Raw genomic sequence first — 21,213 nt, forward strand, 5'->3', positions numbered from 1 at the left:
GGCAGGAAGAAGTTGGGTATTAATTGTAAAAGACAAGTTAAAAAGAAAAGAGATTGATATCAATAATTGGGATTGATATCAATAATTGGGATTCAGATGATCCTTTAGTTCAGGCTTGCCTTGATAGATTTAAAACTGATATGGGGGATAAATATAAGGATCATATTTTTTCAGAGGAAGAAATACAAGAAATGTGCTATTGTCAAATTGACATAGGAATGTGGTAGAGTATAATTACAATTGAATACACTGAAAAAATGGAGGAATTACATGAAAGCACATAAATATTGATCAGTTGGAGCATTAATTACAATGTTTGGGACTTATTACACTGGATATAAAAAGCTAAAATCAAGTCATAAATACTTTGCTTTAAGTTCTATGTTATGTATGGTAATGGCGATATATACAGGTCATAAAATGATTACTGGGAATAGAAAAGAAAAGGCAAAAAAAGAGAAAGTTACAGATAGGGAGGAATAAATAATGTTGGAAGTAGGAATTAAGGCACCTGATTTTGAGTTGCCCGATCAAAATGGAAAAATACATAGATTATCGGATTATACAGGAAAAAAAGTGATTTTATATTTCTATCCCAAGGATAATACAGCGGGATGCACGAAACAGGCATGTGGTTTTTCCGAGAGATACCCTCAGTTTACCGAAAAAGGTGCAGTTATTCTTGGAGTCAGTAAGGATTCTGTAGCGTCTCACAAGAGATTTGAGGAAAAATATGGATTGGCATTTACACTTTTAGCAGATCCAGAGCGAAAAGTTATTGAAGCTTATGATGTATGGAAAGAAAAGAAAAATTATGGCAAAGTATCTATGGGAGTAGTAAGAACCACATATCTTATTGATGAACAGGGGGTTATTATAAAGGCAAATGATAAAGTCAAGGCTGCAGATGATCCTGAAAATATGCTTAAGGAATTAGATTAATGAAGATAATATTATCCCCTGCTAAAAAGATGATTACAGATACTGACAGCATAGCACCGGATGCATTGCCTGAATTTATTGAAAAGACGACAGAGATACAAAGTTGGTTGAAAAGTAAGTCAAAAGAGGAACTGAAAGGCATTTGGAAATGTAATGACAAGATTGCAGAACAAAATTTCAATAGATTGGGAAATATGAATCTTTATCAGATGCTCAGTCCGGCTGTTTTATCATATGAAGGAATTGCTTTTCAATATATGGCACCATCTGTGTTTGAAGATATGCAGCTTGAGTATGTGCAAAATCATTTGAGAATATTGTCTGCATTTTATGGTGCTCTGAAACCAATGGATGGTGTGACACCTTATCGTTTGGAAATGCAGGCAAAGATCAGGATTGGAGATGCCAAAAATCTGTATGAGTACTGGGGTGACTTGTTATACCGCTCAGTAATAGATGACAGCAGGATTATCATTAATCTTGCATCAAAAGAATACTCAAAATGTATAGAAAAGTATTTGACACCACAGGACAGATATATTTCGGTTACATTTTGTGAAGCTTCTGGAGATAAAATGGTAACAAAAGGTACATATGCCAAGATGGCTCGTGGTGAAATGGTCAGATTTATGGCAGAAAATAATATTGAGAATCCGGTGGATATTAAGAAATTCGACAGACTTGGTTATTCATTCCGGTCTGATTTATCATCAGATACTGAATATGTTTTTGAACGAAAAATAGAAAAATGATTAGATTAAAGAAGCGCGCACGGGCATCTTTTGTAATAATGAGAATTATTACTATTTTTATTGACGATAGAATAATAATGATATATAATCCTTATTAAGAACAAATCCTAACAAGGAGGACTGATGACGAGTAGGAGAAATACCATTCAAAAAGATCTTGTAAGAAATGCCGTATACGAAATGAGAAGACATGTTACAGCAAATGAAGTGTATGAATTTATAAAAGCAGCACATCCTACAATCGGAAAAGGAACTGTATATAGAAATCTTGATATATTGGTAGATGAGGGTTCGTTAAGGAAGGTTGAAGTTCCGGATGGACCGAATAGGTTCGATTTTTCATTGAAAAATCATTACCATGTCAGGTGTGCAAAATGCGGTGAAGTTTCAGATGTGGATATGGATGAAATACCGGATTTGCTGGAAAGAATTCATAACACTCATGGAATCGAATTTTTGGATTATGATATTTCATTTAAAGGTATTTGCCCAAAATGCAGGGAGAAGGTAAAGGAGGAAAAAAATGGATAGGAAAGCAATGTATAAGTTGAGTTATGGATTGTTTGTACTGACTGCCAGAGAAGATGAAAAAGACAATGGATGTATTATTAATACAGCCATTCAGGCAGCTTCTGAACCGAACCAGTTAAGTATCTGTGTCAATAAAGCAAATTACACGCATGACATGATTCAGAGAACTGGAAAATTCACAGTATCAGTCTTAAGTCAGAAGGCACAGTTTGAATTGTTCAAACATTTTGGCTTCCAATCAGGAAGGGATACCAATAAATTTGAAGCATTTGAAAAGTGTGCTAGGGGTACAAATGGTATTTATTATATTACAGAAGGTACAAATGCATACATTTCTGTAACAGTTAATAAAACGGAGGACTTAGGATCACATACAATGTTTATCGGTGAGATAACAGATATGGAAGTTTTAAGTAATGTTCCTTCTGTCACATATGATTATTACCAGAATAATATTAAACCTAAGCCACAGACAGTCGGAAAAACCGAGGATGGGCAGACAATATGGCGTTGCAGAATTTGTGGATACGAATATGTAGGAGAAGAATTACCGGATGATTTTATATGTCCTTTATGTAAGCACCCAGCATCAGATTTTGAAAAAATAGTAAAGAAAACGGAGGAAAAAGAAATGGCAGCAAACAAATACGTAGGAACACAGACTGAGAAAAATTTACAGGAGGCATTTGCAGGGGAATCGCAGGCAAGAAATAAGTATACCTATTTTGCTTCTGTAGCGAAAAAGGAAGGCTACGAGCAGATGTCAGCATTGTTTTTAAAAACCGCAGATAATGAGAAAGAACATGCAAAGATGTGGTTCAAGGAATTAGCAGGAATTGGTGATACAAAGGAAAACCTGGCGGCAGCGGCAGAAGGCGAAAATTATGAGTGGACAGATATGTATGAAGGCTTTGCTAAAACAGCTGAGGAAGAAGGATTCCCTGAGCTTGCAGCAAAATTCAGGGCAGTAGGTGAGATTGAGAAGCACCATGAGGAAAGATATCGTGCACTTCTTAAGAATATTGAAACTGCTAAAGTTTTTGAAAAGAGTGAAGTTAAAGTATGGGAATGCCGTAACTGCGGACATATTGTGGTAGGAACCAAGGCACCTGAAGTATGCCCGGTATGTAATCATCCACAGAGCTATTTTGAAGTACATGAAGAGAATTATTAAGGGGATGAGATTATTACGAAGAAGGAAGTGATTAATTCAAAAAAAGCAGTAATGATAGGCTGTGGATTTGTTGGTTCGGCATCGATATTTGCTCTGATGCAGAGTGGCTTGTTTACAGAGCTTGTCCTTATCGATGCAGACAAGAACAAGGCAGAGGGATAAGCAATGGATATCAGTCATGGTATTCCGTTTGCCAGTCCGATGAAGACATATGCTACTGTTGAGAAGCATGTACCTGTATATACGGTAGAAGGCAGTCATGTTCATGTCGTGATCGGAGAGACAAAACATCCAATGCTTGAAGAGCATTTCATTTAGTGGATTACATTAAATACAAACCAGAGAATATACAGAAAACAGTTAAATCCAGGGCAGGAGCCGGTAGCAGATTCTTGTCTTTGCGATGGAGAATCTTTAGAAGAAGTATATGCATACTGCAATCTTCATAGGTTCTGGAAATGCTAAAAACACTTGACATTTGTGCCAAGATTACAAAATAATTCAGATACAACAGTAAAATATACTGCGTATTAATATATTTTTAGGGAGGAACAAACGAATGAAATATGTATGTGACGTTTGCGGATGGGAATATGATGAAGAGGAAGGTTATCCTGAAGGTGGTATTGCACCAGGAACAAAGTGGGAGGATGTTCCGGAAGATTTTGAATGCCCATTATGTAATGTTGGAAAAGATCAGTTTTCAGAAGTTGAATAGAAGCCTAATCTTGTGTTAAATATGGATGGATAAATCAAAACCCTGTTGCGTGAGCAACAGGGTTTTTTATTGCGATATTTTGTGATGATATCACAGAAAATAATCTACCTTTTGCTTATAATGTAGCTAGAAACTAAGTAAGGAGGTAGTCTAAATGAGATTAAAAGATAAAGTTGCAATCATTACGGGTGGAAGCCGTGGCATAGGATTTGCTACAGCTGATAAATTCTTGAAGGAAGGCGCTACAGTTGTATTGGCGGCAAGTTCACAGGAATCGGCAGATACTGCTGTAGATAAATTAAAAGAAAAATATCCCAATGCAATAGTTGCTGGAATTAGTCCAAATCTTGCAAGCATGGAGTCTGTCAGAAAGGCCTTTAAAGAGGCAATTGAAAAATATGGATGTGTCGATATACTGGTAAATAATGCAGGAATTTCAGAAAACACTTCATTTATGGATTATACAGAGGAGACTTTTGATAAAGTCATGGATCTAAATGTAAAAGGAGTATTTAATACTACTCGTGTAGCTGCAGAATGTATGGTGGCAAGAGGCAAGGGGGTCATTCTCTCAACTTCTTCCATGGTGAGTATTTCTGGACAGCCAAGTGGGTTTGCTTATCCTGCATCCAAGTTTGCAGTAAACGGATTGACTGTATCATTAGCAAGAGAACTAGGACCTAAAGGTATTCGTGTTAATGCAGTTGCACCTGGGATTACAGAAACTGATATGATGAAGGCCGTGCCAAAGGAAGTTATCGAACCTATGATTGAAAGAATTCCATTGCGTCGTCTTGGACAGCCAGAAGATATTGCCAATGCATTTGTGTTTCTTGCTTCAGATGAAGCGAGTTATATTACAGGTGTTATACTAAGTGTAGATGGTATGGCAAGAAGTTAAGGCAATGTGGTATGGTGATGTCATCACAGAAAAGAAATAAAATTCAGATTATAATAAAGCCACAAAGTAATGATAGGGAGGATTATAAAATGACTGCAATTAATATCAATAAAAATAATTTCCAGAATGAAGTAATGAATTCTGATAAACCTGTCCTTTTGGATTTTTGGGCGCCTTGGTGTGCTCCTTGTCGTATGGTGGTTCCTGTCATAGAGGAGATTGCAGGTGAACGCCCTGATATCAAAGTTGGTAAAATCAATGTGGATGAGCAGCCTGAACTGGCAAGTGAATTTAGTATTATGAGTATCCCAACTTTGGTGGTTATGAAGAATGGGAAGATTGTACAACAGGTTTCAGGTGCGAGACCTAAGAATGCAATTTTAGAAATGCTTTAAGGAGGTGCGCTAATGAGATTTTTTGATTTCCTTAAACAGGCGAATATTAATCAAGGGATAGAGGAATATAAAAGGACTGCTGGTGCAGTTCTGATGGATGTACGTACTCCGCAGGAATATCAGGAAGGGAATATACCAGAAAGTAAAAATGTACCGTTACAACAACTTAACAATGTTGTTTCAGTAGCGAAAAATACAGAAATTCCACTGTTTGTATACTGTTATTCCGGAGCCCGAAGTCGTCAAGCAACAGGGTTGTTGCAACGAATGGGATATTCTAAAGTAAATAATATCGGTGGCATTGTTGCTTATTCAGGAAAGGTGGAAAAATAAGATGAAGGTAATAATCGTAGGCGGTGTAGCCGGAGGAGCTACAGCTGCAGCAAGAATACGAAGACTGGATGAACATGCAGAAATTACTGTATTTGAAAGATCTGGATACATATCTTATGCGAATTGTGGGCTTCCGTATTATATTGGCGATGTGATCACAGATCAGGAAGAACTTACACTACAGACACCGGAGAGTTTTTTCGCACGCTTCCGTATTAACATGAAAATTCATCATGAAGTTATCTCCATACATCCGGATCGTAAAACTGTTTCAGTGAAAAATTTGGAGAATGGTGAGATATTTGAAGAAAAATATGATAAGCTGATCCTTTCTCCAGGTGCAAAGCCAACACAGCCGAGACTTCCTGGAGTAGGTATTGATAAGCTTTTTACACTTCGTACAGTAGAAGATACTTTTCGGATAAAGGAATATATTAGTAAGAATCATCCAAAATCTGCAGTGTTGGCTGGTGGAGGTTTTATTGGCTTAGAGCTGGCAGAAAATTTGAGGGAGCTTGGCATGGATGTTACAATCGTCCAGCGGCCTAAGCAGCTGATGAATCCATTTGACCCGGATATGGCATCCATGATCCATAATGAAATGAGAAAGCATGGAATAAAACTGGTACTAGGCTATACAGTAGAAGGATTTAAAGGAAAAGACAATGGAGTGGAGATCTTATTAAAAGATAATCCATCCCTTCAGGCTGATATGGTAGTGCTGGCAATCGGAGTCACACCAGACACAGCATTAGCAAAAGAAGCCGGTCTGAAACTTGGCATCAAAGAAAGTATCGTAGTGAATGACAGAATGGAAACTTCTGCACCGGATATTTATGCAGCAGGTGATGCAGTTCAGGTAAAACATTATGTTACGGGTGATGATGCGCTGATTTCTTTAGCAGGACCAGCCAATAAACAGGGCAGAATCATTGCTGATAACATTTGTGGCGGTGATAGCCGTTACCTGGGCAGTCAGGGAAGCTCCGTTATCAAAGTATTTGATATGACAGCAGCTACCACAGGTATCAATGAAACCAATGCCAAAAAGTCAGGATTAGAGGTAGATACAGTAATTCTTTCGCCTATGAGTCATGCCGGTTACTATCCCGGTGGAAAAGTGATGACCATGAAGGTGGTTTTTGAAAAAGAGACTTATCGCTTGCTTGGTGCTCAGATTATTGGATATGAAGGAGTTGATAAACGTATTGATGTACTGGCAACAGCAATTCATGCAGGGCTGAAGGCAACCCAGTTGAAAGATTTGGATCTCGCATATGCACCGCCTTATTCCTCTGCAAAGGATCATGTAAATATGGCAGGATTCATGATAGACAATATAGCAAAAGGGACCTTAAAACAATGGCATTTGGAAGATATGGATAAGATTTCTAAAGATAAAAATGCTGTGTTGCTGGATGTGAGAACGGTAGATGAATTTAGCAGGGGGCATATTAATGGATTCAAAAATACTCCTGTAGATGAACTGAGGGAACGAATTAACGAAATTGAGAAAGGAAAGCCTGTGTATCTGATATGCCAAAGTGGTCTGCGCAGTTACATTGCCAGCCGTATTCTGGAAGGAAATGGATATGAAACATATAACTTTTCCGGTGGATTCCGCTTCTATGATGCAGTGGTTAATGACCGTACGCTGATCGAAAGGGCATATGCATGCGGTATGGATTATTAGAAATAAACAAATTTTTTATAGTTTAATCGTAGTATAAAAAGATCCCCCATTTATTAGAACGACTTTCATAATTCTGATAAATGGAGGATTCTTTAAATGTTATAGAAAAACAGTTTTATGATCTTTGTAGTGTTTCCAGTCTTTTCGAATCAAGGATTGTGATTTTACCGCGGGAGAGTTTGACGAGTCCTTCGCTTTGAAAGTATCGGAGCATTCGAGTGATAACTTCCCTGTGGGAACCAAGATGGTTGGCGATGGTTTCGTGAGTGATCTTTAATTCATTTGTTCCTTCGATAGAGGTCTCTTCTAAAAGAAATGAAGCAACACGCTTATCCAAACTCTTCCACATGATTTGTTCAATCAGCCACATGACATCAGAAAAACGGGTAGCCATTAACTCATTGGTATAGTTTGCGACAGGAGCAGAATCCTTCATGATACCCTTATAGATTTCAGCAGGGATAATCCAAAGATCCGTATCTTTTTCTGCTTCAATGGTTACTTCAAATTGGATGGACCGCATGATACATGAGGCGGATAAAAGACACATATCCATATCGAACAGACGGTAAAGTGTAATCTCCCGTCCTTCATCTGAAAGTATGTAGGTTCGAAGCTGCCCGGATTTAACCAGTAATAATCCAGTACAGTCCAGGTTTCCATTGTGAATGATCGTTCCTTTTTTAACAACCTGTGTGATTAAATTGTCTGAAATTAGTTTTTTCTGTGCTATGTTTAAGTCACTCCATAGTGGAAAATAATTTTCGAAGTTCATAACAGTTATCTCCTTTATGAACATAGTATACTTGCTTTTTTAAGATGCGTCAATTCTATAATTGACATATGCCATAAATAAAAATATACTGATTATAGTACATGATTGATGTAAATATGAGGGAGGGAAAAAGAATGCAGGGAGATGTCAGTTTTACATTTTTGGACCGAATTGAAGAGGTAGAACTGAATATTGTAGATAGACGATGGCAGTCTGCACTGGCATTGGCATTGACTTTGCCAGATATTTGCGGAGGTATTGCTTTCCCGGAAATTGTTAAACATTATCGAGATGGGCGGGTTATGCTGGATCGGCAAAAAAATCCGACCCGTGATGTGGGAACCCAGTATATCCGCTGGTTTGATGAATATGCAGGGGAGCACTTTAAACTATCTCAATCCGATGAAAAGCCATATATTTGCGGAGAACGCTGTTGGCAGCTTCGGTGTGAATATCTTCATCAAAACAAAGGATTTTTAAATGATGAAAATAATATACACTTTCATCTTGGATTAAACTGTGGAATGTCAGTTTGTCAGTTGGACAGTATGAACATACAGGAGAACAGAATCGATATTCGTATAGACATAGAACAGTTTTGTCTGAGAATGTGCAAAGCGGCAAAGAGTTACTATGATAAAGTTAATTTGGAAAAAGACTTTAGTCTCTATAATACACCAGTTTTAGATTTTATTCAGGTAACACAAAAAAAGAAAGATGCTTCTATTATTGCACTGATCTGTGGCAATGAACGCTATGCAAAAGGATTAAAAGAAGCATTGCAGTTTATTTCAGAGCAGATCATGCTGTTTTACACACCGGAAAGTGCTAAAACAACATTAGGAAAACATAAGCCGGATCTTTGGATTGTTACCGAAGATATGACGAGACAACCGAATCAGCCATGGCGTGCTGACAGGACGACACCTGTAATTTTAATCACAGGTAATTCCGATTCTGTTGAGATTAAAAAGGAACCAGGGAAAGTAACTATTCTTTCTATGCCATTGTCGATAGTTGATTTTCGGAAAACCGTCAAAATATATGTGTCGTGAGGAGACGTTTATGCTGTATATAATACTATTATTTGCATTCATAGTTGCATATTTGATGATGCTTATGCGGAGACAGAAAGATAAGATGAGCGAAATTAAAATACAAATGGATCAACTGCAAGCACAACATGATCAATTGCAGAAAGAAAGGGATCAGTTACTAGAACAGATGAATCATCTGGAAGAGCAACGAGAACACTTGCAAATGCAAACAGATCAGGCATTTCGGAGTACTGATGAAATTGAGAAAATTTGCGATGAAATATGGCATCATGCTAATACTATCCACCTTTATTCTTCGTTATCTGAAGAAGAAAGCAAATCTATAACAATGAAAGAAAAACAAAAAATAATTATTAGAACAATTGAGGAGATTCTAAACATCATATATAAATATAAAGGTGATGTATAATAAAAATATGTCATTTTAGTTATTAGCGGTCAAGGTAAATTCTTATGTAATAATATCACAGAAGAATTTACCTTTTTCAGGTACAATAGAGATAACAAATTTGAAAGGGGAACAAAGCATTGGCAAAAAGAGTGGCAAGTGTCGATAAAAAAAGATGCGTTGCCTGCGGAGTATGCGAAAATACTTGTCCGTTGGCAGCGGTTAAAGTCCATCGTGGGTGCTATGCGGTAGTAGAAGAAACATTGTGTGTAGGATGCGGAAAATGTGCAAAGTCCTGTCCAGTAGGCTGTATTGAAATGAGAGAGAGGGTAACAGTGTGAAGAAAAAGAAGCATTGGTATGATTATTTATGGATATGGGCGATCATTTATTTTGCTCTTGGTTTTTTTAATATTTTGTTCGCTTGGTTTGGGATGATTGATTTCTTGGTGCCGTTAGGAATAGCAATATTCGGTGGAAATAAATTTTTCTGTAATCATTTGTGTGGACGTGGCCAGCTTTTTAGTAAGCTTGGTGGAGATTTAAAATGCTCAAGAAATAAACCAACCCCGAGATGGATGAGTTCAAAATGGTTCCGATATGGCTTTTTGATATTTTTCCTTACAATGTTTGGTAACATGGTATTTCAGACATATTTAGTTGGTGCCGGAGCATCCTCCTTGCGTGAAGCCATCAAACTATTTTGGACCTTCCGTGTTCCATGGGGATGGACATATACTGCAGGAACAGTAGCTGATTGGGTGGCACAGTTTAGTTTTGGATTTTATAGTTTGATGCTTACATCTCTGCTGTTAGGGTTGATCGTAATGACGTTATATAAGCCAAGAACCTGGTGTGCATTTTGTCCAATGGGAACAATGACGCAGGGCATCTGTAAATTAAAAAATAATGAAAATAAGTAATACTATTAGGTGGTCTATAAAAGGCATATGTCAAAAACGTTATTGACATATGCCTTTTATAGGACTATTATATAAGAAAAGAGAGCAAGGAGCAGTTTATGTCGAGACCAGTAAAATGCAGAAAAGTCTGCCATTTCCCCAATGTTTTAGAATTTCTTCCGGCAGATGATACGGAGAAAAAAACACCCATTGTTCTGACGGTAGATGAGTACGAGACAATCCGTCTTTTGGACAAGAAAGGTTACAGTCAGGAGCAGTGTGCAGTATCTATGCAGATTGCAAGAACGACGGTCCAGCGGATTTACGAGATTGCCCGGAAGAAAATAGCAGATGCACTTATTGACGGACATCCGCTCAGAATTGAGGGCGGGGATTTCAGAATCTGTGACGGTCAGAGCGGCAACTGCAGCTTTGGAGGATGTTACAAACAGGAAATTTACAAAAAATATGCAGCAGAAAAAGGAGAAGGTATTATGAGAATAGCAGTAACATATGAAAATGGACAGATTTTCCAGCACTTTGGACACACAGAGACATTTAAGATTTACGATATAGAGGAAGGAAAAGTAGTACATTCAGAAGTAGTAGATACGAATGGAAGCGGACATGGCGCATTGGCAGGAGTTCTTAATGCATTGAATGCAGATGTTTTGATTTGTGGCGGAATCGGAGGCGGCGCACAGACAGCGTTAGCGGCAGCAGGCATCAAGCTTTTCGGAGGAGTTTCCGGAGATGCAGATGAAGCAGTAGAAGCTTTTATCAATGAAACACTTGAGTATAATCCAAATGTGAAGTGTTCTCATCACGAGCACAGCCACGGGGAAGGACATACCTGTGGCGAGCATGGATGTGGAAGCCATAGCTGTCATTAAGAAGAATAACAGAAAATAATAATACGAAAGGATGTGCCAAGGTAATGGAGAAGTTACCGGAGTGCATCCTTTCGTATTATTATTTTCCGGAAAAATAGATTGTACTTTTAAGACAATAGTTAAAGTTTGTGGATGTTGTGACAAGCATTATATTTGGAAACAAAGAAAAGTGGATTGTTGCTTATGTTATACGAGCGTTATTTATAATTCAAATTTATCCAGATCATTCGGGACATAGAGGGTTCCATGGTAATACATGGAGCCTTCTTTTGTATATAGCTCTTTCCGATGCTTTAGTGTGTCATCTTCGGTATGATACAGGATCAAGTTCCGGATCTGTAGGGTTTCAGTCAGTTCACAGGCATCCTTTACCGTGGAATGATGCTTCTTATAGGGCTGGTATTTGTCAGCTTGCGCATAAAGGCAGAATGCTTCATGAAGAAGCCATTTGCTGTCTTTGGCATATGTTTCCTCACAAGGGTTAAATGGTTCATCACCGCAGCAGGTTAATTTTTCCCCATCGTCTAAGGCCATGGAAAAGCCAAACTGCTTTGCCTTAGTAGATTGAATATCAAAAAAGGTTACTTTATGTTTTAGAATGTCTTTTTCTTCTCCGTCTTTTACTTTAATCATATGAATCTGTTTGCCAATGGCAGCGCAGTGTTTCTTCTGAAGGAGCAATTCTGCCATGGAGTGCAGGATATGAATGACTTCTTCATGCCCATAAATATTCAGTTCCCGCTCCAGACCTTTTTCTGCAATATTTTGACCAAACAGACGCATAATCCAGACAATTCCCATAATATGGTCTATGTGTTTATGCGTAACAAAGACATCTGTGATTTCCCGCCAGTCAATATCCACATTTTTTAACTGCTTCATAATAGTATTGCCACCGCCACCATCAACCAGAAAATAGTGACCATCATTTTCAATAGCAAAACAGGTATTGTAGCATTTCGTGACCATGGCATTGCCGGTACCTAGAATAGTAAGTTTCATGATGTGTGCCTCGCTTTCTGTAGAAATTAGATTCTATTTTAGCGAATATATTCAAAATTGTATAGCATTTGAATCATTAATGCAATCGCAAGAAAAAAGCAAGAATTTAAGCGGGAGTATATTTCCTCTTTTGCCAAGAAGATGATGGAACAGATTCAGTATATATCGGAGAAGCATTTTATGGAATTCCGGAGAATAAAGCCAAAGAACAAATAATTTTTACAACTTAAAAAGCAATGCAAATACAACCTTATAATGATAGAATACAACTATCGCTCAGCACCATCGCGTTTACTGATAATAAAGAGAGGGCAGCCGGAATGAATTTAAAAGAAGTTTATGAGATTTTTTATCCAGGTAAATGTGGAAAACTCCCATCCGTTTGGAAGGTTCCTCCCAAATATCGTTCGAAAAAAGAGTTTTTCGAAGAACTTCTTCCGATAGAAATACGATGGCTTAATTATAAAATCTGGAATGACAAAGCGAGAAGAAGCAGATTCCTTTCAGATTGTAAAAAAGAAGCACGGTATATTGCAGCATTGCGTACATATTTGTTTGAACATCCATGGACTATTTCAAGGATAGAAGGAAAAGCGAAGACTCTTTTATCCGGTCAGATTTCTGAAGAGTGCATGAATGACAGATTTTTGCAGATCATAGATGAAGAAGAAGTTGAGATTTCCAGAAATCTCAGAAGATATTTGTTTGATACTGAGGCGAACCGCCTGAAAACAAGATGGGAAAACGTCCTGACGTTTTATGTCCTTTTGGCCATTTTCCCAAAAGAAATTAATCAGATTTATATACAGTATATATATAATCGGGAACATAATATACATTTTAAGGAAGAAGAGGATAGTAATAGTTCAACAGAGAAAGACGGCATATTATTTCAATATGAATACCCACCGGATATGGGCATTGTATCTCCCGGAGAAATAATAAATCATACGTGGGTAATGAAAAATGTGGGTAATATTTTATGGGAAAATCGTTATTACGAATGCAACCAGTCTGTGATTGAATTAGACGAAAAAAACAGAATCCTTCCTCTCCCCCAAATTGTTTACCCGGGGGATAAGGTGTCTCCCAGTGTATCGTTTTATGCACCGGAAACACCCGGAACTTATGTTATGAACTGGAAAATGAAAGATGGTAATGGTAATGAGGCTTTTCCGGACAGATTAGGACTAGGATTACATTTCATGGTATTGGATTTGGAAGATGAGAAAATATCCCGGGTAAAAAATGGCGGGAATTATAAGGTAATAGAAGAAATACCCCGGCATCCGGTCACAAGTATCTCGGGAAAGCTGCATTCGCATACATGGATCATTGAAAATACAGGAACAACTATATGGAATGAGTATTATTTAGAGTGTATCAATGGGGATAACTTTTCGTACGCAAAAAGAGAATTATGTGTACCATTCAAAAAACGTGTTATGCCTGGTGAACGGATCTCCGTCAAAGTGGAATTTGCAACTCCACCGATCGAAGGTATCTATTTCATGGTTTGGCAAATTATGAAAAAAGATGGAACACCGGCGTTCCCGAAAAACAGGAAGCTTGAAGTTCTGCTGAACCTGATATGAAAAGATGTCGGATAACTATTCGGCAGGTAGTATCCCGCGAGACATTTGGGCTTGTAACTGTAAAGATACTGAACAGCTACGATGCCTGAATAAAACAGAGAGAAGATATCTTGTACCTGCAGGAAGGAATCGAAAGAACAATATGAACTATGTAGTTACAATTTTAACTGAAAAATACTTATATCGAGTGAATATAGAAGGCGGAATAAAATATACCCTTGGATCCGGAAAAAAAGATTTATTTCCGATGTCAGAGCTTGGTATAGATGGGCAGCTTGGGATGTGTTTTAACGAAAAAAAAACAAGTATTGAAGTTAACTGCAAAGACAATCCCTCTGTCAGTAAAGGAAATTAACGAAGAAGCCAGATTAGTTCACATTTGCGGATATCCGAAGATAGAAGTAAGTTTTACAAGGGATACAGGAGAATATCCGGAATCATATGCTATTCCTTATGAGTGTCAGATTCATATTGGAAGATCTAAAAAGAATGATATTGTTCTGAATGAGTCCTATGTGAGCAGAAATCACCTGCTTATCACAGCCGAAAGAGGCAGAATTCGAATAGAGGATCTGGAGAGCACATATGGCACCTATCTGAATGGAAGTCCCGTGAAAAAAGCAATGCTGAAATCCGGGGACGAAATTGACATTTGTGATCTGCGTATGATCTGCAAGGAGAACAGACTATATTTTTATAACCTTCATGAAACACCGGAATTCAAATATCAGAAGGAGATCAATCACCCCGGGATGGCGACGGATATTGTCTCTACGCGGAAGGGATATCCTATATACCATCGCTCGCCGAGAATCAGAGAGTCTTTGCCTGTGGATGAGGTGAGATTATCGCATTTACCCAATAAACCACAAAAATTTTCTATCAGAAAAGCGAACTTTTTGCCACTTTTAAGCAGCGGTGCCATGGCGGGAGCATCCATTGCCATGTCGACTTTTTCTCCTGCTATGCTTGCTATGCGCGCGGCGATGATGATTTCTCCTGTTGGGAGTTTGATTGGAAACAGTAATAAAAAAGCACGTAAGATGCTTATGGTCGAAGAAGAAGAACGCTTCCGGAAATATGCGGACTATATTGCCGGAGAAAAAGCACATATTCGTGCCATTGGAGAAAAGCAAAGAGAAATCACGAATCAGGAGAATCCTGCGCCGGAAATCTGTGAAACAATTTTAAATAAGATGTCGACTTCTTTATGGGAGAGAACAGCGACAGACTCAGACTTTTTACAAGTCAGGATGGGAGCCGGGTACGCCCCTCTTTGCGTAGAGGTAAAGCCTCCTACGGATGTCAACGATTTTCATATGGAAAGGGATGAACTGGAGGAGTTAACGGATCGGATTATACAGGAGACGCATCTGGTAGATGATGTTCCTGCCAGACTGGATCTCCTAAAGTATAGTTCTGTGGGTGTGATCGGAAACAGACGCAAGGTAACAGACTTACTGAAGAATCTGCTGGTTTCACTTTCCACACTACATTTCTTTAGAGACGTTCGTATTGTAGGCGTTTTTGATCCGGAAGAAGAGGAAGAATGGAAATCTATGCGCTGGCTTCCGCATATCTGGGATGATGAATTACAGACGAGATACTTGAGTTTTGATCCACTTACTGCAGAATCTTTCGAGAGCGCCACACTAAGCGGAGAAAAAGACCATGTGGATTCTTATGCGAAATTCCGGGAAAAAGTAAACAGTATCCTTGCGGAACGAAAAGATCCGGATTTTCAGGCAAAATGGAAAAACGGGATGAGTCCGGTTCCACATTATATTTTTCTTTTTGCTTCCAGGAAAAAAACGGAGTGCTTTCTGCCTATGCTTTCCGAAAATGATCCTGCAATGGGTATCTCAACAATCTTTTTATATGATGAACAGTATTATCTGCCGAACTTTTGTCAGTATATCGTAAATGTAGACGATCCTTATGATGACAGGACGGCTACTGCTTTTTACAAATACAGAGCAGATGAAAAAATGTGGTTTACTATGGATCCGCCGATTTCGCAGAGAAAGTTTGATGCGTTTTGCAGACAGATGTCGGCGATCGAGGCTGAAGATGCCGCTGCCAGGGGACAGATCCCATCTTCGCTTACCTTCCTGCAATGCATGGATGTAAACAGGGTGCGGGATCTGAACGTACTGGAGAGATGGAAAAAGAATGACAGTGCTGTGAATATCACGGCACCTTTAGGAGAAGGAGAGGGTGGCAAGCTGTTTTCCTTATCCCTTCACAGACACTGCTCTCATGGGCTTGTGGCAGGTATGACAGGATCAGGAAAGAGTGAATTACTTATTTCATGGCTTTTGTCCATTGCCTGCAATTATCATCCGGAAGATGTTTCATTTGTAGTGATTGATTATAAAGGCGGGAGTACGGCATATGCTCTTGAAGAACTGCCACATGTTTGTGGGATTATTACAGATGTTGGCAGTGGCATTGACAGATGTATGCAATCTCTGGAGTACGAACTGCGGCGAAGAGAAGACATTTTTGCTTCGGTAGGTGCCAAGGATATCAAGGAGTACATAAAAGGGCATCACAAGGGAGAATTTCAGGAAGCTGTACCAAGGCTTCTGATTGTGTTTGACGAATTTAAAGAGCTGATCAAGGAAAGACCGGTTGTCAAGAAAATGGTTGATTCCATAGCTGCAAAGGGAAGCTCTCTGGGAGTACATCTGATTCTGGCTACCCAGAGTCCTGCAGATGCGGTAGATGAGGGAACCTGGAATAATACCCAGTATCAGATCTGTATGAAGGTGCAAAACGCTGCCGCCAGTAAGGTGATGATTCATGAACCGGATGCGGCCATGATCACACAGGCAGGAAGAGCTTATGTAAGGGTTGGAACCTCCGAAAAGGCAGAAACCTTCGCACTGATTCAATCCGCCTGGTCCGGTGCTCCTTATCGGGAAAATAAAGAACAGGGTGCTTTGGAAGTGCGTTATGTAACCATGGATGGTTCGCGCATCAAAACAGTAGAAGAAAATCATACACGATTTGTTTCGGATAAGAAAGAAATTGAGGCTGTGATAGCTTATATAGCGAAAACAGCCCAAGCGGCAGGTATAGAGAAACAGCCATCACCGTGGAAAACAGAACTTCCGGATCTCTTCAGCTGGAAGAAGCTGCCGGTGGAAGGCAGCTTTGACGGAGAAAAATGGGAGATGACAGAGGCTCCATGGTTATCGGTGCCGGTTGGTATATTTGACAGGCCGGAGCTTCAGATGCAGGGAGTACAGTATATGGACTTCCTGAAGGAAGGCAATTTTGGGGTCTTTGGAAGCCCCCAGACAGGGAAGACATCTCTGCTTCGGACAATTGCAACATCTTTATGCCGCATGTATTCTCCCCGGGATATACATCTTTATATCATTGCAGATATGGCCGGTATGGAGGCTTTCCCGCAGGTAGGAGGCGTTGTGGGATCCGGACAGGAAGAAAAGCTTGGCAAGCTCATAAATATGCTGATCAGTTTTCAGGAGGAGAGAAGAAAAATTTTCAATCAGGAGAGAGTGGATTCTCTGAAAGCTTACCGGGAACTGGTCAGTGAAGAGATGCCGGCTGTCTTTGTTTTGATCGACCGCTTCAGTGGCATTCTGGAGTCAAACCAGGATTATAAAGACGTATTTGTTCGTCTTTTCAGTGAGGGACCATCAAAAGGAATCTATTTTGTTTATACAGGTGTAAATAATACAGGCGTGCCTTATAAGCTGACAGCCAATGTTTCCGGGGCAATTTCTTTCATGCAGGCCGACCGGAGTGAATACAGCACTTTGATAGGACAGGTGAGGGACACAAGATTACCGAATAGAGTGGGTAACGCTCTGATCAAAGTAAATCAGGAACTGATCAATTTCCAGAAGGCAATGTACGAACCGGGAGAAAATGATAAAGAGCGGGAAATGGCGCTGAAAGCAGAAGCAGAAAGCATGACAGAAGCTTGGAGAGGAAAGCCGGCTTTGAAGATACCGGTTCTTCCGGAAAGTATTTCGGTGAAAAGCATGGCAGATCTCAGCGGCAGCGAGCAGGGGATAGCCGTTGGACTGGATACAGAGAGCATAGAAGCGGTTTATGTAAAACCGGGAGAAACAACGGCAATGGCTGTTACCGGAAGAGTTGGATGTGGAAAGAGCACAATGCTTCAGAGAATAGGGCAGATGGTATTGGAAGTGGATGAAAATACACTTTTATATTGTCTGGATACAGAGAAAAAATCTCTGGCGAAGCTGCAGGAGAAAGGAACTGCTTATGCGCGATTGTCAGAAGTCGAGAAAGTACAGGATGTATTCGCTCAGATTTTAAAGGAATTGATGAGTCGTATGCAGAGAAGAAAAGAAGCTGCGACGGAAATCGAGAAAGAACCCTGGATCATCCTGCTTATTGATGACATAAAAGAATGTAACAGCTTACCGGATGATATACAGATGCAGCTGCACCGGATCATGACAAAGACGAAAGGCTATGGTGTGCTGGTTCTCTGTGGGATCCGGCAGGGCGATCTTTTCAATTTTTATACGCAGGATCAGCTCGGCGTGGATCTCAAATCTTCCGGAACTGCTCTGGCGTTGTCTGATACGGCAGTGCATTACGAAGGCTTTTATAAAAATAATTTTGCGCAAAGCCAGAGAAATGCAGAGCTGGAGAAAGGGTTTGGAATCTTTTTTGCAGATAATGGCGGCAGGAAAATCAAGTGCATAGACAGTCAGGAGGCAGGGAGATGAATCGAATCATAGTCACAATAAGAATAAATCAGAAAAAAGAATATGATTTGGAACTTCCTGTTCATCAGAAAATCAAAGATCTGATGCAGGATATTTCAGATTCGCTGGAAGGACTGGATCCATTGTCCTGGTTTGACCCGGAAAAGGTCAGCTTTATGGACAAAAGAACAGGTAGAAGATTAAACCCGGAGAATTCTTTACTGGAAGAGTGTGTATGGAATGGAGATATCCTGGAAATACAGGGATACAAATAGAATAATGTATCCGGAATAAAGAAATCAGCAAATGACAGGAGCTTAAAAACCTTACAGGTTTTTTAAGAATAAAAAAGTCAGAAATGACGTATCAAAGAAAGGTGGAAATCAAATGAAAATTATTGTAACTCCAGAGGAAATGAGAAGCAACGCAACAAGTCTTCGCAGTGAAAAAGCTAATTTTGAACAGTGTATCAGCAGCATGCGTACAATCGTAAACAGTATGAGTGGCGTATTCGAAGGTGAGGCTGCAGCAGCTTATGTATCAAATTTTGAAAGCTACAATGGTCAGTTTACGGCTTTTGGAGAACTTCTGGAAAGCTTTGCACAAAAGCTGGATACCGCTGCCAATACTATGGAGGAAACTGACGGAGGACTTGCAGCATCCATGGGTCAGTAAGGAATGAGCGATGGAAAGAATGAAGGAATTACTACTGTCCCCGGAAGAAATCTATTATATCGGAAAAGTAAGCGGCGGAAAATATCTGGATTATGATTATATTGCCGCTATGAAGGATATTGGAAAACGGGGGAAAATAAAAGAACAGGAAATTCTGGATAGTCTTGAAAGAAAGGGATATGCCCAGGAGGATTTCCTGGGCAACCTGGAAGTAGAGCCGGCATGTATAGAAATATTACAGCCTCTTTATCAGGGAATGTATGAATCGGAACTGATCTTGCGGGAAGAGGTCGGAGAATCTGTACATTATAAATTTCATCATATGGAGAATCGGATCACATCCGTAGAGTGCCGGTCACAGGAGTACCGGATCAGGGTGCAGGACAAAGAGGGGATAGAAAGGATGCTTTCTCCCCTTTTGGAAAACAATGTGCAGACGGAGAAAAAAGAAGCATATATCGCGACTGACCAGGCAGAAAGAAGTATCATTCTGAAAGGTACTCATATTGGAAAGGATACCTGTCTTTATTTTTACGCAGAAAAAGGCGGATATTTCTATGAAATGGATCCGGAACAGGCAGAGGAAAAGATACTTCGCCTGGTTGAAAAAAATGTCGTTTGTGAGCAGGTAAAAAAGATTCTGACAGGAGACTGAAAAAATGGCATACAGAGATGAAAATGGAAAAATAACGATTGATGATGTCGCGGCCGGAGAGGATATCAGAAAAATCGAGCGGGCACAGGCTATCCTGCAAAATGCACTGCAGAGCCTGAGAGCAGCGCAGACAGAAGGGGCAAATTCGAAAGGCCAGACGGCACAGGCTATTTATGATAAATCTCAGGAACTGATCAACCAGATTCAAAGGCTCGATAATAATCTGGAAGAAACAACAAATTATATTCGCCATGTGCTTGCTGTGTATAAGGCAAAGGATGAAATGCTTAAGGCGATTATGGCATCACAAAATATGGTTTAGAGTGGAGGGATTCGACATGGCTAATATCAGAATCGACACAGATGGATTGCAGAATAATATTTCCTCTATGAGAGCTTATGTGAATGAACTGGATTCTTTGAATGCGCGGACGCAGTCACTTTTGGCACAGATTGCTTCTTCCTGGGAGGGAGAGGCAAGCACGGCGTATATTAATATTATGACAGAGAGAATGCAAAAAGCAGGGCAGATGAAAGAACTTTTACAGGAATTTATCTCCTATATGGAGGCTGCCAGGACAAAATTTGCATCAAGAGATCAGGAAGGTGCAAGTGCTATCAGGGGATGCTAGGAGATGAGAAGATGATTATAGATGTGAATCCACAGACGATTACGGAAATTGCACAGACCATTGCAAATGCTTATGGAGAAGTGGAGGAGGCTGCAAGAATTCTGACTTCCATCACGGAACATAATAACTGGAATTGCAAAGAGAGGGATGCTATCAATGATTACACCCATTCGAATGCCCGGGAGATTTTGAAAATCAGTGAGAAATCTGGAAATTTTGCAAATGTCATGAAAATAGTTGCAGAGAACTTTACGACAGATGAGAAAAATATATCAGAAATGTTTACCAGTGTCGAAAGTATGATTGGATCCATACTTTCGATCCGGCCGATCGGAGCCGGAAACAGGACAAGTAATCTCCCGGAAGGGGTAATGCCGATTTGCAAATCAGGCGGACCAGAAGATTTTAAGTTGTCTTCCGTGATTGAGCTGGCAAGCTTGAAACTGTAATGTACTCTCAGAAAGACTCCGGGAGTACATTTGTAA

Annotated in this window: 25 protein-coding genes and 4 pseudogenes; 27 read left to right on the plus strand and 2 right to left on the minus strand. The window is 39.6% G+C overall.

What is annotated here, in order from left to right; all coding sequences use genetic code 11:
- Nucleotides 1-270: 270 nt before the first annotated feature.
- The 13 genes and pseudogenes from ETP43_RS02910 to ETP43_RS02965 all read left to right on the plus strand — a co-directional run bounded on the left by ETP43_RS02910 (nt 271) and on the right by ETP43_RS02965 (nt 7,439).
- A pseudogene (locus ETP43_RS02910) lies at nt 271-483 on the plus strand (DUF6219 family protein).
- Nucleotides 484-486: 3 nt separating this feature from the next.
- Nucleotides 487-942, plus strand: a complete 456-nt coding sequence (bcp, locus tag ETP43_RS02915) for a thioredoxin-dependent thiol peroxidase (RefSeq protein ID WP_129256978.1) — start codon at nt 487-489, stop codon at nt 940-942.
- Nucleotides 942-1,694: a peroxide stress protein YaaA gene (yaaA, locus tag ETP43_RS02920; protein WP_129256979.1), complete on the plus strand. Its 753-nt coding sequence runs from the start codon at nt 942-944 to the stop codon at nt 1,692-1,694. The genes bcp and yaaA overlap by 1 nt, the downstream gene beginning before the upstream one ends.
- Before the next feature lie 123 nt (nt 1,695-1,817).
- Nucleotides 1,818-2,225 (plus strand): Fur family transcriptional regulator, encoded by a 408-nt coding sequence (locus tag ETP43_RS02925; RefSeq protein ID WP_129256980.1) that lies wholly within the window; start codon nt 1,818-1,820, stop codon nt 2,223-2,225.
- A pseudogene (locus tag ETP43_RS18225) lies at nt 2,218-2,838 on the plus strand (flavin reductase); the annotation flags it as partial. The gene ETP43_RS02925 and the pseudogene ETP43_RS18225, both read left to right, overlap by 8 nt.
- Nucleotides 2,839-2,856: 18 nt before the next feature.
- A complete protein-coding gene (gene rbr / locus ETP43_RS18230; RefSeq protein WP_117649977.1) occupies nt 2,857-3,399 on the plus strand; it encodes a rubrerythrin in 543 nt (180 codons plus the stop codon).
- A 51-nt stretch (nt 3,400-3,450) separates the two neighbouring features.
- A pseudogene (locus ETP43_RS18235) lies at nt 3,451-3,558 on the plus strand (L-lactate dehydrogenase); the annotation flags it as partial.
- Nucleotides 3,559-3,606: 48 nt separating this feature from the next.
- Nucleotides 3,607-3,864 (plus strand): annotated as a pseudogene (locus tag ETP43_RS18240) (desulfoferrodoxin family protein); the annotation flags it as partial.
- 94 nt (nt 3,865-3,958) lie between these two features.
- Nucleotides 3,959-4,117 (plus strand): rubredoxin, encoded by a 159-nt coding sequence (locus tag ETP43_RS02945; protein ID WP_005339874.1) that lies wholly within the window; start codon nt 3,959-3,961, stop codon nt 4,115-4,117.
- Nucleotides 4,118-4,271: 154 nt separating this feature from the next.
- Entirely contained in the window at nt 4,272-5,018 is a 747-nt protein-coding gene (locus ETP43_RS02950) for an SDR family NAD(P)-dependent oxidoreductase (protein WP_129256982.1), read from the plus strand.
- Between the two features lie 89 nt (nt 5,019-5,107).
- Nucleotides 5,108-5,413 (plus strand): thioredoxin, encoded by a 306-nt coding sequence (gene trxA / locus ETP43_RS02955; RefSeq protein ID WP_129256983.1) that lies wholly within the window; start codon nt 5,108-5,110, stop codon nt 5,411-5,413.
- Nucleotides 5,414-5,425: 12 nt separating this feature from the next.
- Nucleotides 5,426-5,746 carry a rhodanese-like domain-containing protein gene (locus ETP43_RS02960; protein WP_129256984.1) on the plus strand — a complete coding sequence of 107 codons (321 nt, stop codon included), beginning with the start codon at nt 5,426-5,428 and terminating at the stop codon, nt 5,744-5,746.
- A 1-nt stretch (nt 5,747) separates the two neighbouring features.
- Nucleotides 5,748-7,439, plus strand: coding sequence for an FAD-dependent oxidoreductase (locus ETP43_RS02965; protein ID WP_129256985.1), 1,692 nt, complete (start codon nt 5,748-5,750; stop codon nt 7,437-7,439).
- Between the two features lie 115 nt (nt 7,440-7,554).
- Here ETP43_RS02965 and ETP43_RS02970 read toward each other — a convergent pair whose 3' ends face one another.
- Nucleotides 7,555-8,214, minus strand: a complete 660-nt coding sequence (locus ETP43_RS02970) for a Crp/Fnr family transcriptional regulator (protein WP_243114171.1) — start codon at nt 8,212-8,214, stop codon at nt 7,555-7,557.
- A gap of 101 nt (nt 8,215-8,315) precedes the next feature.
- Here ETP43_RS02970 and ETP43_RS02975 point away from each other — a divergent pair, with 101 nt between their 5' ends.
- The 5 genes from ETP43_RS02975 (at nt 8,316) to ETP43_RS02995 (ending at nt 11,454) form a co-directional block, all read left to right on the plus strand.
- Nucleotides 8,316-9,269: a hypothetical protein gene (locus ETP43_RS02975; RefSeq protein WP_243114172.1), complete on the plus strand. Its 954-nt coding sequence runs from the start codon at nt 8,316-8,318 to the stop codon at nt 9,267-9,269.
- An 85-nt stretch (nt 9,270-9,354) separates the two neighbouring features.
- Nucleotides 9,355-9,681 (plus strand): hypothetical protein, encoded by a 327-nt coding sequence (locus ETP43_RS02980; protein WP_243007075.1) that lies wholly within the window; start codon nt 9,355-9,357, stop codon nt 9,679-9,681.
- A 131-nt stretch (nt 9,682-9,812) separates the two neighbouring features.
- The gene (locus tag ETP43_RS18245) at nt 9,813-10,001 is read left to right on the plus strand and encodes a 4Fe-4S binding protein (RefSeq protein WP_334295500.1); all 189 of its coding nucleotides are present in this window, start codon (nt 9,813-9,815) and stop codon (nt 9,999-10,001) included.
- Nucleotides 9,998-10,582: a 4Fe-4S binding protein gene (locus tag ETP43_RS02990; RefSeq protein WP_129256990.1), complete on the plus strand. Its 585-nt coding sequence runs from the start codon at nt 9,998-10,000 to the stop codon at nt 10,580-10,582. Before ETP43_RS18245 ends, ETP43_RS02990 begins: the two co-directional genes overlap by 4 nt.
- Nucleotides 10,583-10,680: 98 nt before the next feature.
- Nucleotides 10,681-11,454, plus strand: coding sequence for a NifB/NifX family molybdenum-iron cluster-binding protein (locus ETP43_RS02995; protein ID WP_129256991.1), 774 nt, complete (start codon nt 10,681-10,683; stop codon nt 11,452-11,454).
- 201 nt (nt 11,455-11,655) lie between these two features.
- Here the strand turns inward: ETP43_RS02995 and ETP43_RS03000 are convergent, their stop codons facing one another.
- Nucleotides 11,656-12,456 (minus strand): MBL fold metallo-hydrolase, encoded by an 801-nt coding sequence (locus tag ETP43_RS03000; RefSeq protein ID WP_129256992.1) that lies wholly within the window; start codon nt 12,454-12,456, stop codon nt 11,656-11,658.
- Between the two features lie 320 nt (nt 12,457-12,776).
- Here ETP43_RS03000 and ETP43_RS03010 point away from each other — a divergent pair, with 320 nt between their 5' ends.
- The 9 genes from ETP43_RS03010 to ETP43_RS03050 all read left to right on the plus strand — a co-directional run bounded on the left by ETP43_RS03010 (nt 12,777) and on the right by ETP43_RS03050 (nt 21,177).
- On the plus strand, nt 12,777-14,051 hold the full coding sequence (locus tag ETP43_RS03010; RefSeq protein WP_164979580.1) for an NBR1-Ig-like domain-containing protein: 1,275 nt from the start codon (nt 12,777-12,779) through the stop codon (nt 14,049-14,051).
- Between the two features lie 142 nt (nt 14,052-14,193).
- Complete coding sequence (locus ETP43_RS03015; protein WP_129256994.1) at nt 14,194-14,406, plus strand: hypothetical protein; 213 nt, start codon at nt 14,194-14,196, stop codon at nt 14,404-14,406.
- Entirely contained in the window at nt 14,360-18,787 is a 4,428-nt protein-coding gene (essC, locus tag ETP43_RS03020; RefSeq protein ID WP_164979581.1) for a type VII secretion protein EssC, read from the plus strand. Before ETP43_RS03015 ends, essC begins: the two co-directional genes overlap by 47 nt.
- Nucleotides 18,784-19,041, plus strand: coding sequence for an EsaB/YukD family protein (locus ETP43_RS03025; protein WP_022171898.1), 258 nt, complete (start codon nt 18,784-18,786; stop codon nt 19,039-19,041). Before essC ends, ETP43_RS03025 begins: the two co-directional genes overlap by 4 nt.
- 112 nt (nt 19,042-19,153) lie before the next feature.
- Nucleotides 19,154-19,441, plus strand: a complete 288-nt coding sequence (locus ETP43_RS03030) for a WXG100 family type VII secretion target (protein ID WP_022171897.1) — start codon at nt 19,154-19,156, stop codon at nt 19,439-19,441.
- Between the two features lie 10 nt (nt 19,442-19,451).
- On the plus strand, nt 19,452-20,096 hold the full coding sequence (locus tag ETP43_RS03035) for a hypothetical protein (protein ID WP_129256996.1): 645 nt from the start codon (nt 19,452-19,454) through the stop codon (nt 20,094-20,096).
- Between the two features lie 4 nt (nt 20,097-20,100).
- Nucleotides 20,101-20,418 carry a hypothetical protein gene (locus tag ETP43_RS03040; protein ID WP_022400264.1) on the plus strand — a complete coding sequence of 106 codons (318 nt, stop codon included), beginning with the start codon at nt 20,101-20,103 and terminating at the stop codon, nt 20,416-20,418.
- Between the two features lie 16 nt (nt 20,419-20,434).
- A complete protein-coding gene (locus ETP43_RS03045; RefSeq protein ID WP_158580536.1) occupies nt 20,435-20,728 on the plus strand; it encodes a WXG100 family type VII secretion target in 294 nt (97 codons plus the stop codon).
- 11 nt (nt 20,729-20,739) lie between these two features.
- Nucleotides 20,740-21,177 carry a hypothetical protein gene (locus tag ETP43_RS03050; protein WP_118635135.1) on the plus strand — a complete coding sequence of 146 codons (438 nt, stop codon included), beginning with the start codon at nt 20,740-20,742 and terminating at the stop codon, nt 21,175-21,177.
- The last annotated feature ends 36 nt before the right edge of the window (nt 21,178-21,213 follow it).

The sequence above is a fragment of the Blautia faecicola genome (assembly GCF_004123145.1).
Classification (GTDB): Bacteria; Bacillota; Clostridia; order Lachnospirales; family Lachnospiraceae; genus Oliverpabstia; species Oliverpabstia faecicola.

What these genes read in the sequence shown, in the direction of transcription:
- bcp (WP_129256978.1), top strand. Translation starts at nt 487, where the DNA reads ATGTTGGAAGTAGGAATTAAGGCACCTGATTTTGAGTTGCCCGATCAA.
- yaaA (WP_129256979.1), top strand. Translation starts at nt 942, where the DNA reads ATGAAGATAATATTATCCCCTGCTAAAAAGATGATTACAGATACTGAC.
- ETP43_RS02925 (WP_129256980.1), top strand. Translation starts at nt 1,818, where the DNA reads ATGACGAGTAGGAGAAATACCATTCAAAAAGATCTTGTAAGAAATGCC.
- rbr (WP_117649977.1), top strand. Translation starts at nt 2,857, where the DNA reads ATGGCAGCAAACAAATACGTAGGAACACAGACTGAGAAAAATTTACAG.
- ETP43_RS02945 (WP_005339874.1), top strand. Translation starts at nt 3,959, where the DNA reads ATGAAATATGTATGTGACGTTTGCGGATGGGAATATGATGAAGAGGAA.
- ETP43_RS02950 (WP_129256982.1), top strand. Translation starts at nt 4,272, where the DNA reads ATGAGATTAAAAGATAAAGTTGCAATCATTACGGGTGGAAGCCGTGGC.
- trxA (WP_129256983.1), top strand. Translation starts at nt 5,108, where the DNA reads ATGACTGCAATTAATATCAATAAAAATAATTTCCAGAATGAAGTAATG.
- ETP43_RS02960 (WP_129256984.1), top strand. Translation starts at nt 5,426, where the DNA reads ATGAGATTTTTTGATTTCCTTAAACAGGCGAATATTAATCAAGGGATA.
- ETP43_RS02965 (WP_129256985.1), top strand. Translation starts at nt 5,748, where the DNA reads ATGAAGGTAATAATCGTAGGCGGTGTAGCCGGAGGAGCTACAGCTGCA.
- ETP43_RS02970 (WP_243114171.1), bottom strand. Translation starts at nt 8,214, where the DNA reads ATGAACTTCGAAAATTATTTTCCACTATGGAGTGACTTAAACATAGCA.
- ETP43_RS02975 (WP_243114172.1), top strand. Translation starts at nt 8,316, where the DNA reads ATGATTGATGTAAATATGAGGGAGGGAAAAAGAATGCAGGGAGATGTC.
- ETP43_RS02980 (WP_243007075.1), top strand. Translation starts at nt 9,355, where the DNA reads ATGAGCGAAATTAAAATACAAATGGATCAACTGCAAGCACAACATGAT.
- ETP43_RS02995 (WP_129256991.1), top strand. Translation starts at nt 10,681, where the DNA reads ATGTCGAGACCAGTAAAATGCAGAAAAGTCTGCCATTTCCCCAATGTT.
- ETP43_RS03000 (WP_129256992.1), bottom strand. Translation starts at nt 12,456, where the DNA reads ATGAAACTTACTATTCTAGGTACCGGCAATGCCATGGTCACGAAATGC.
- ETP43_RS03010 (WP_164979580.1), top strand. Translation starts at nt 12,777, where the DNA reads ATGAATTTAAAAGAAGTTTATGAGATTTTTTATCCAGGTAAATGTGGA.
- ETP43_RS03015 (WP_129256994.1), top strand. Translation starts at nt 14,194, where the DNA reads ATGAACTATGTAGTTACAATTTTAACTGAAAAATACTTATATCGAGTG.
- ETP43_RS03025 (WP_022171898.1), top strand. Translation starts at nt 18,784, where the DNA reads ATGAATCGAATCATAGTCACAATAAGAATAAATCAGAAAAAAGAATAT.
- ETP43_RS03030 (WP_022171897.1), top strand. Translation starts at nt 19,154, where the DNA reads ATGAAAATTATTGTAACTCCAGAGGAAATGAGAAGCAACGCAACAAGT.
- ETP43_RS03035 (WP_129256996.1), top strand. Translation starts at nt 19,452, where the DNA reads ATGGAAAGAATGAAGGAATTACTACTGTCCCCGGAAGAAATCTATTAT.
- ETP43_RS03040 (WP_022400264.1), top strand. Translation starts at nt 20,101, where the DNA reads ATGGCATACAGAGATGAAAATGGAAAAATAACGATTGATGATGTCGCG.
- ETP43_RS03045 (WP_158580536.1), top strand. Translation starts at nt 20,435, where the DNA reads ATGGCTAATATCAGAATCGACACAGATGGATTGCAGAATAATATTTCC.
- ETP43_RS03050 (WP_118635135.1), top strand. Translation starts at nt 20,740, where the DNA reads ATGATTATAGATGTGAATCCACAGACGATTACGGAAATTGCACAGACC.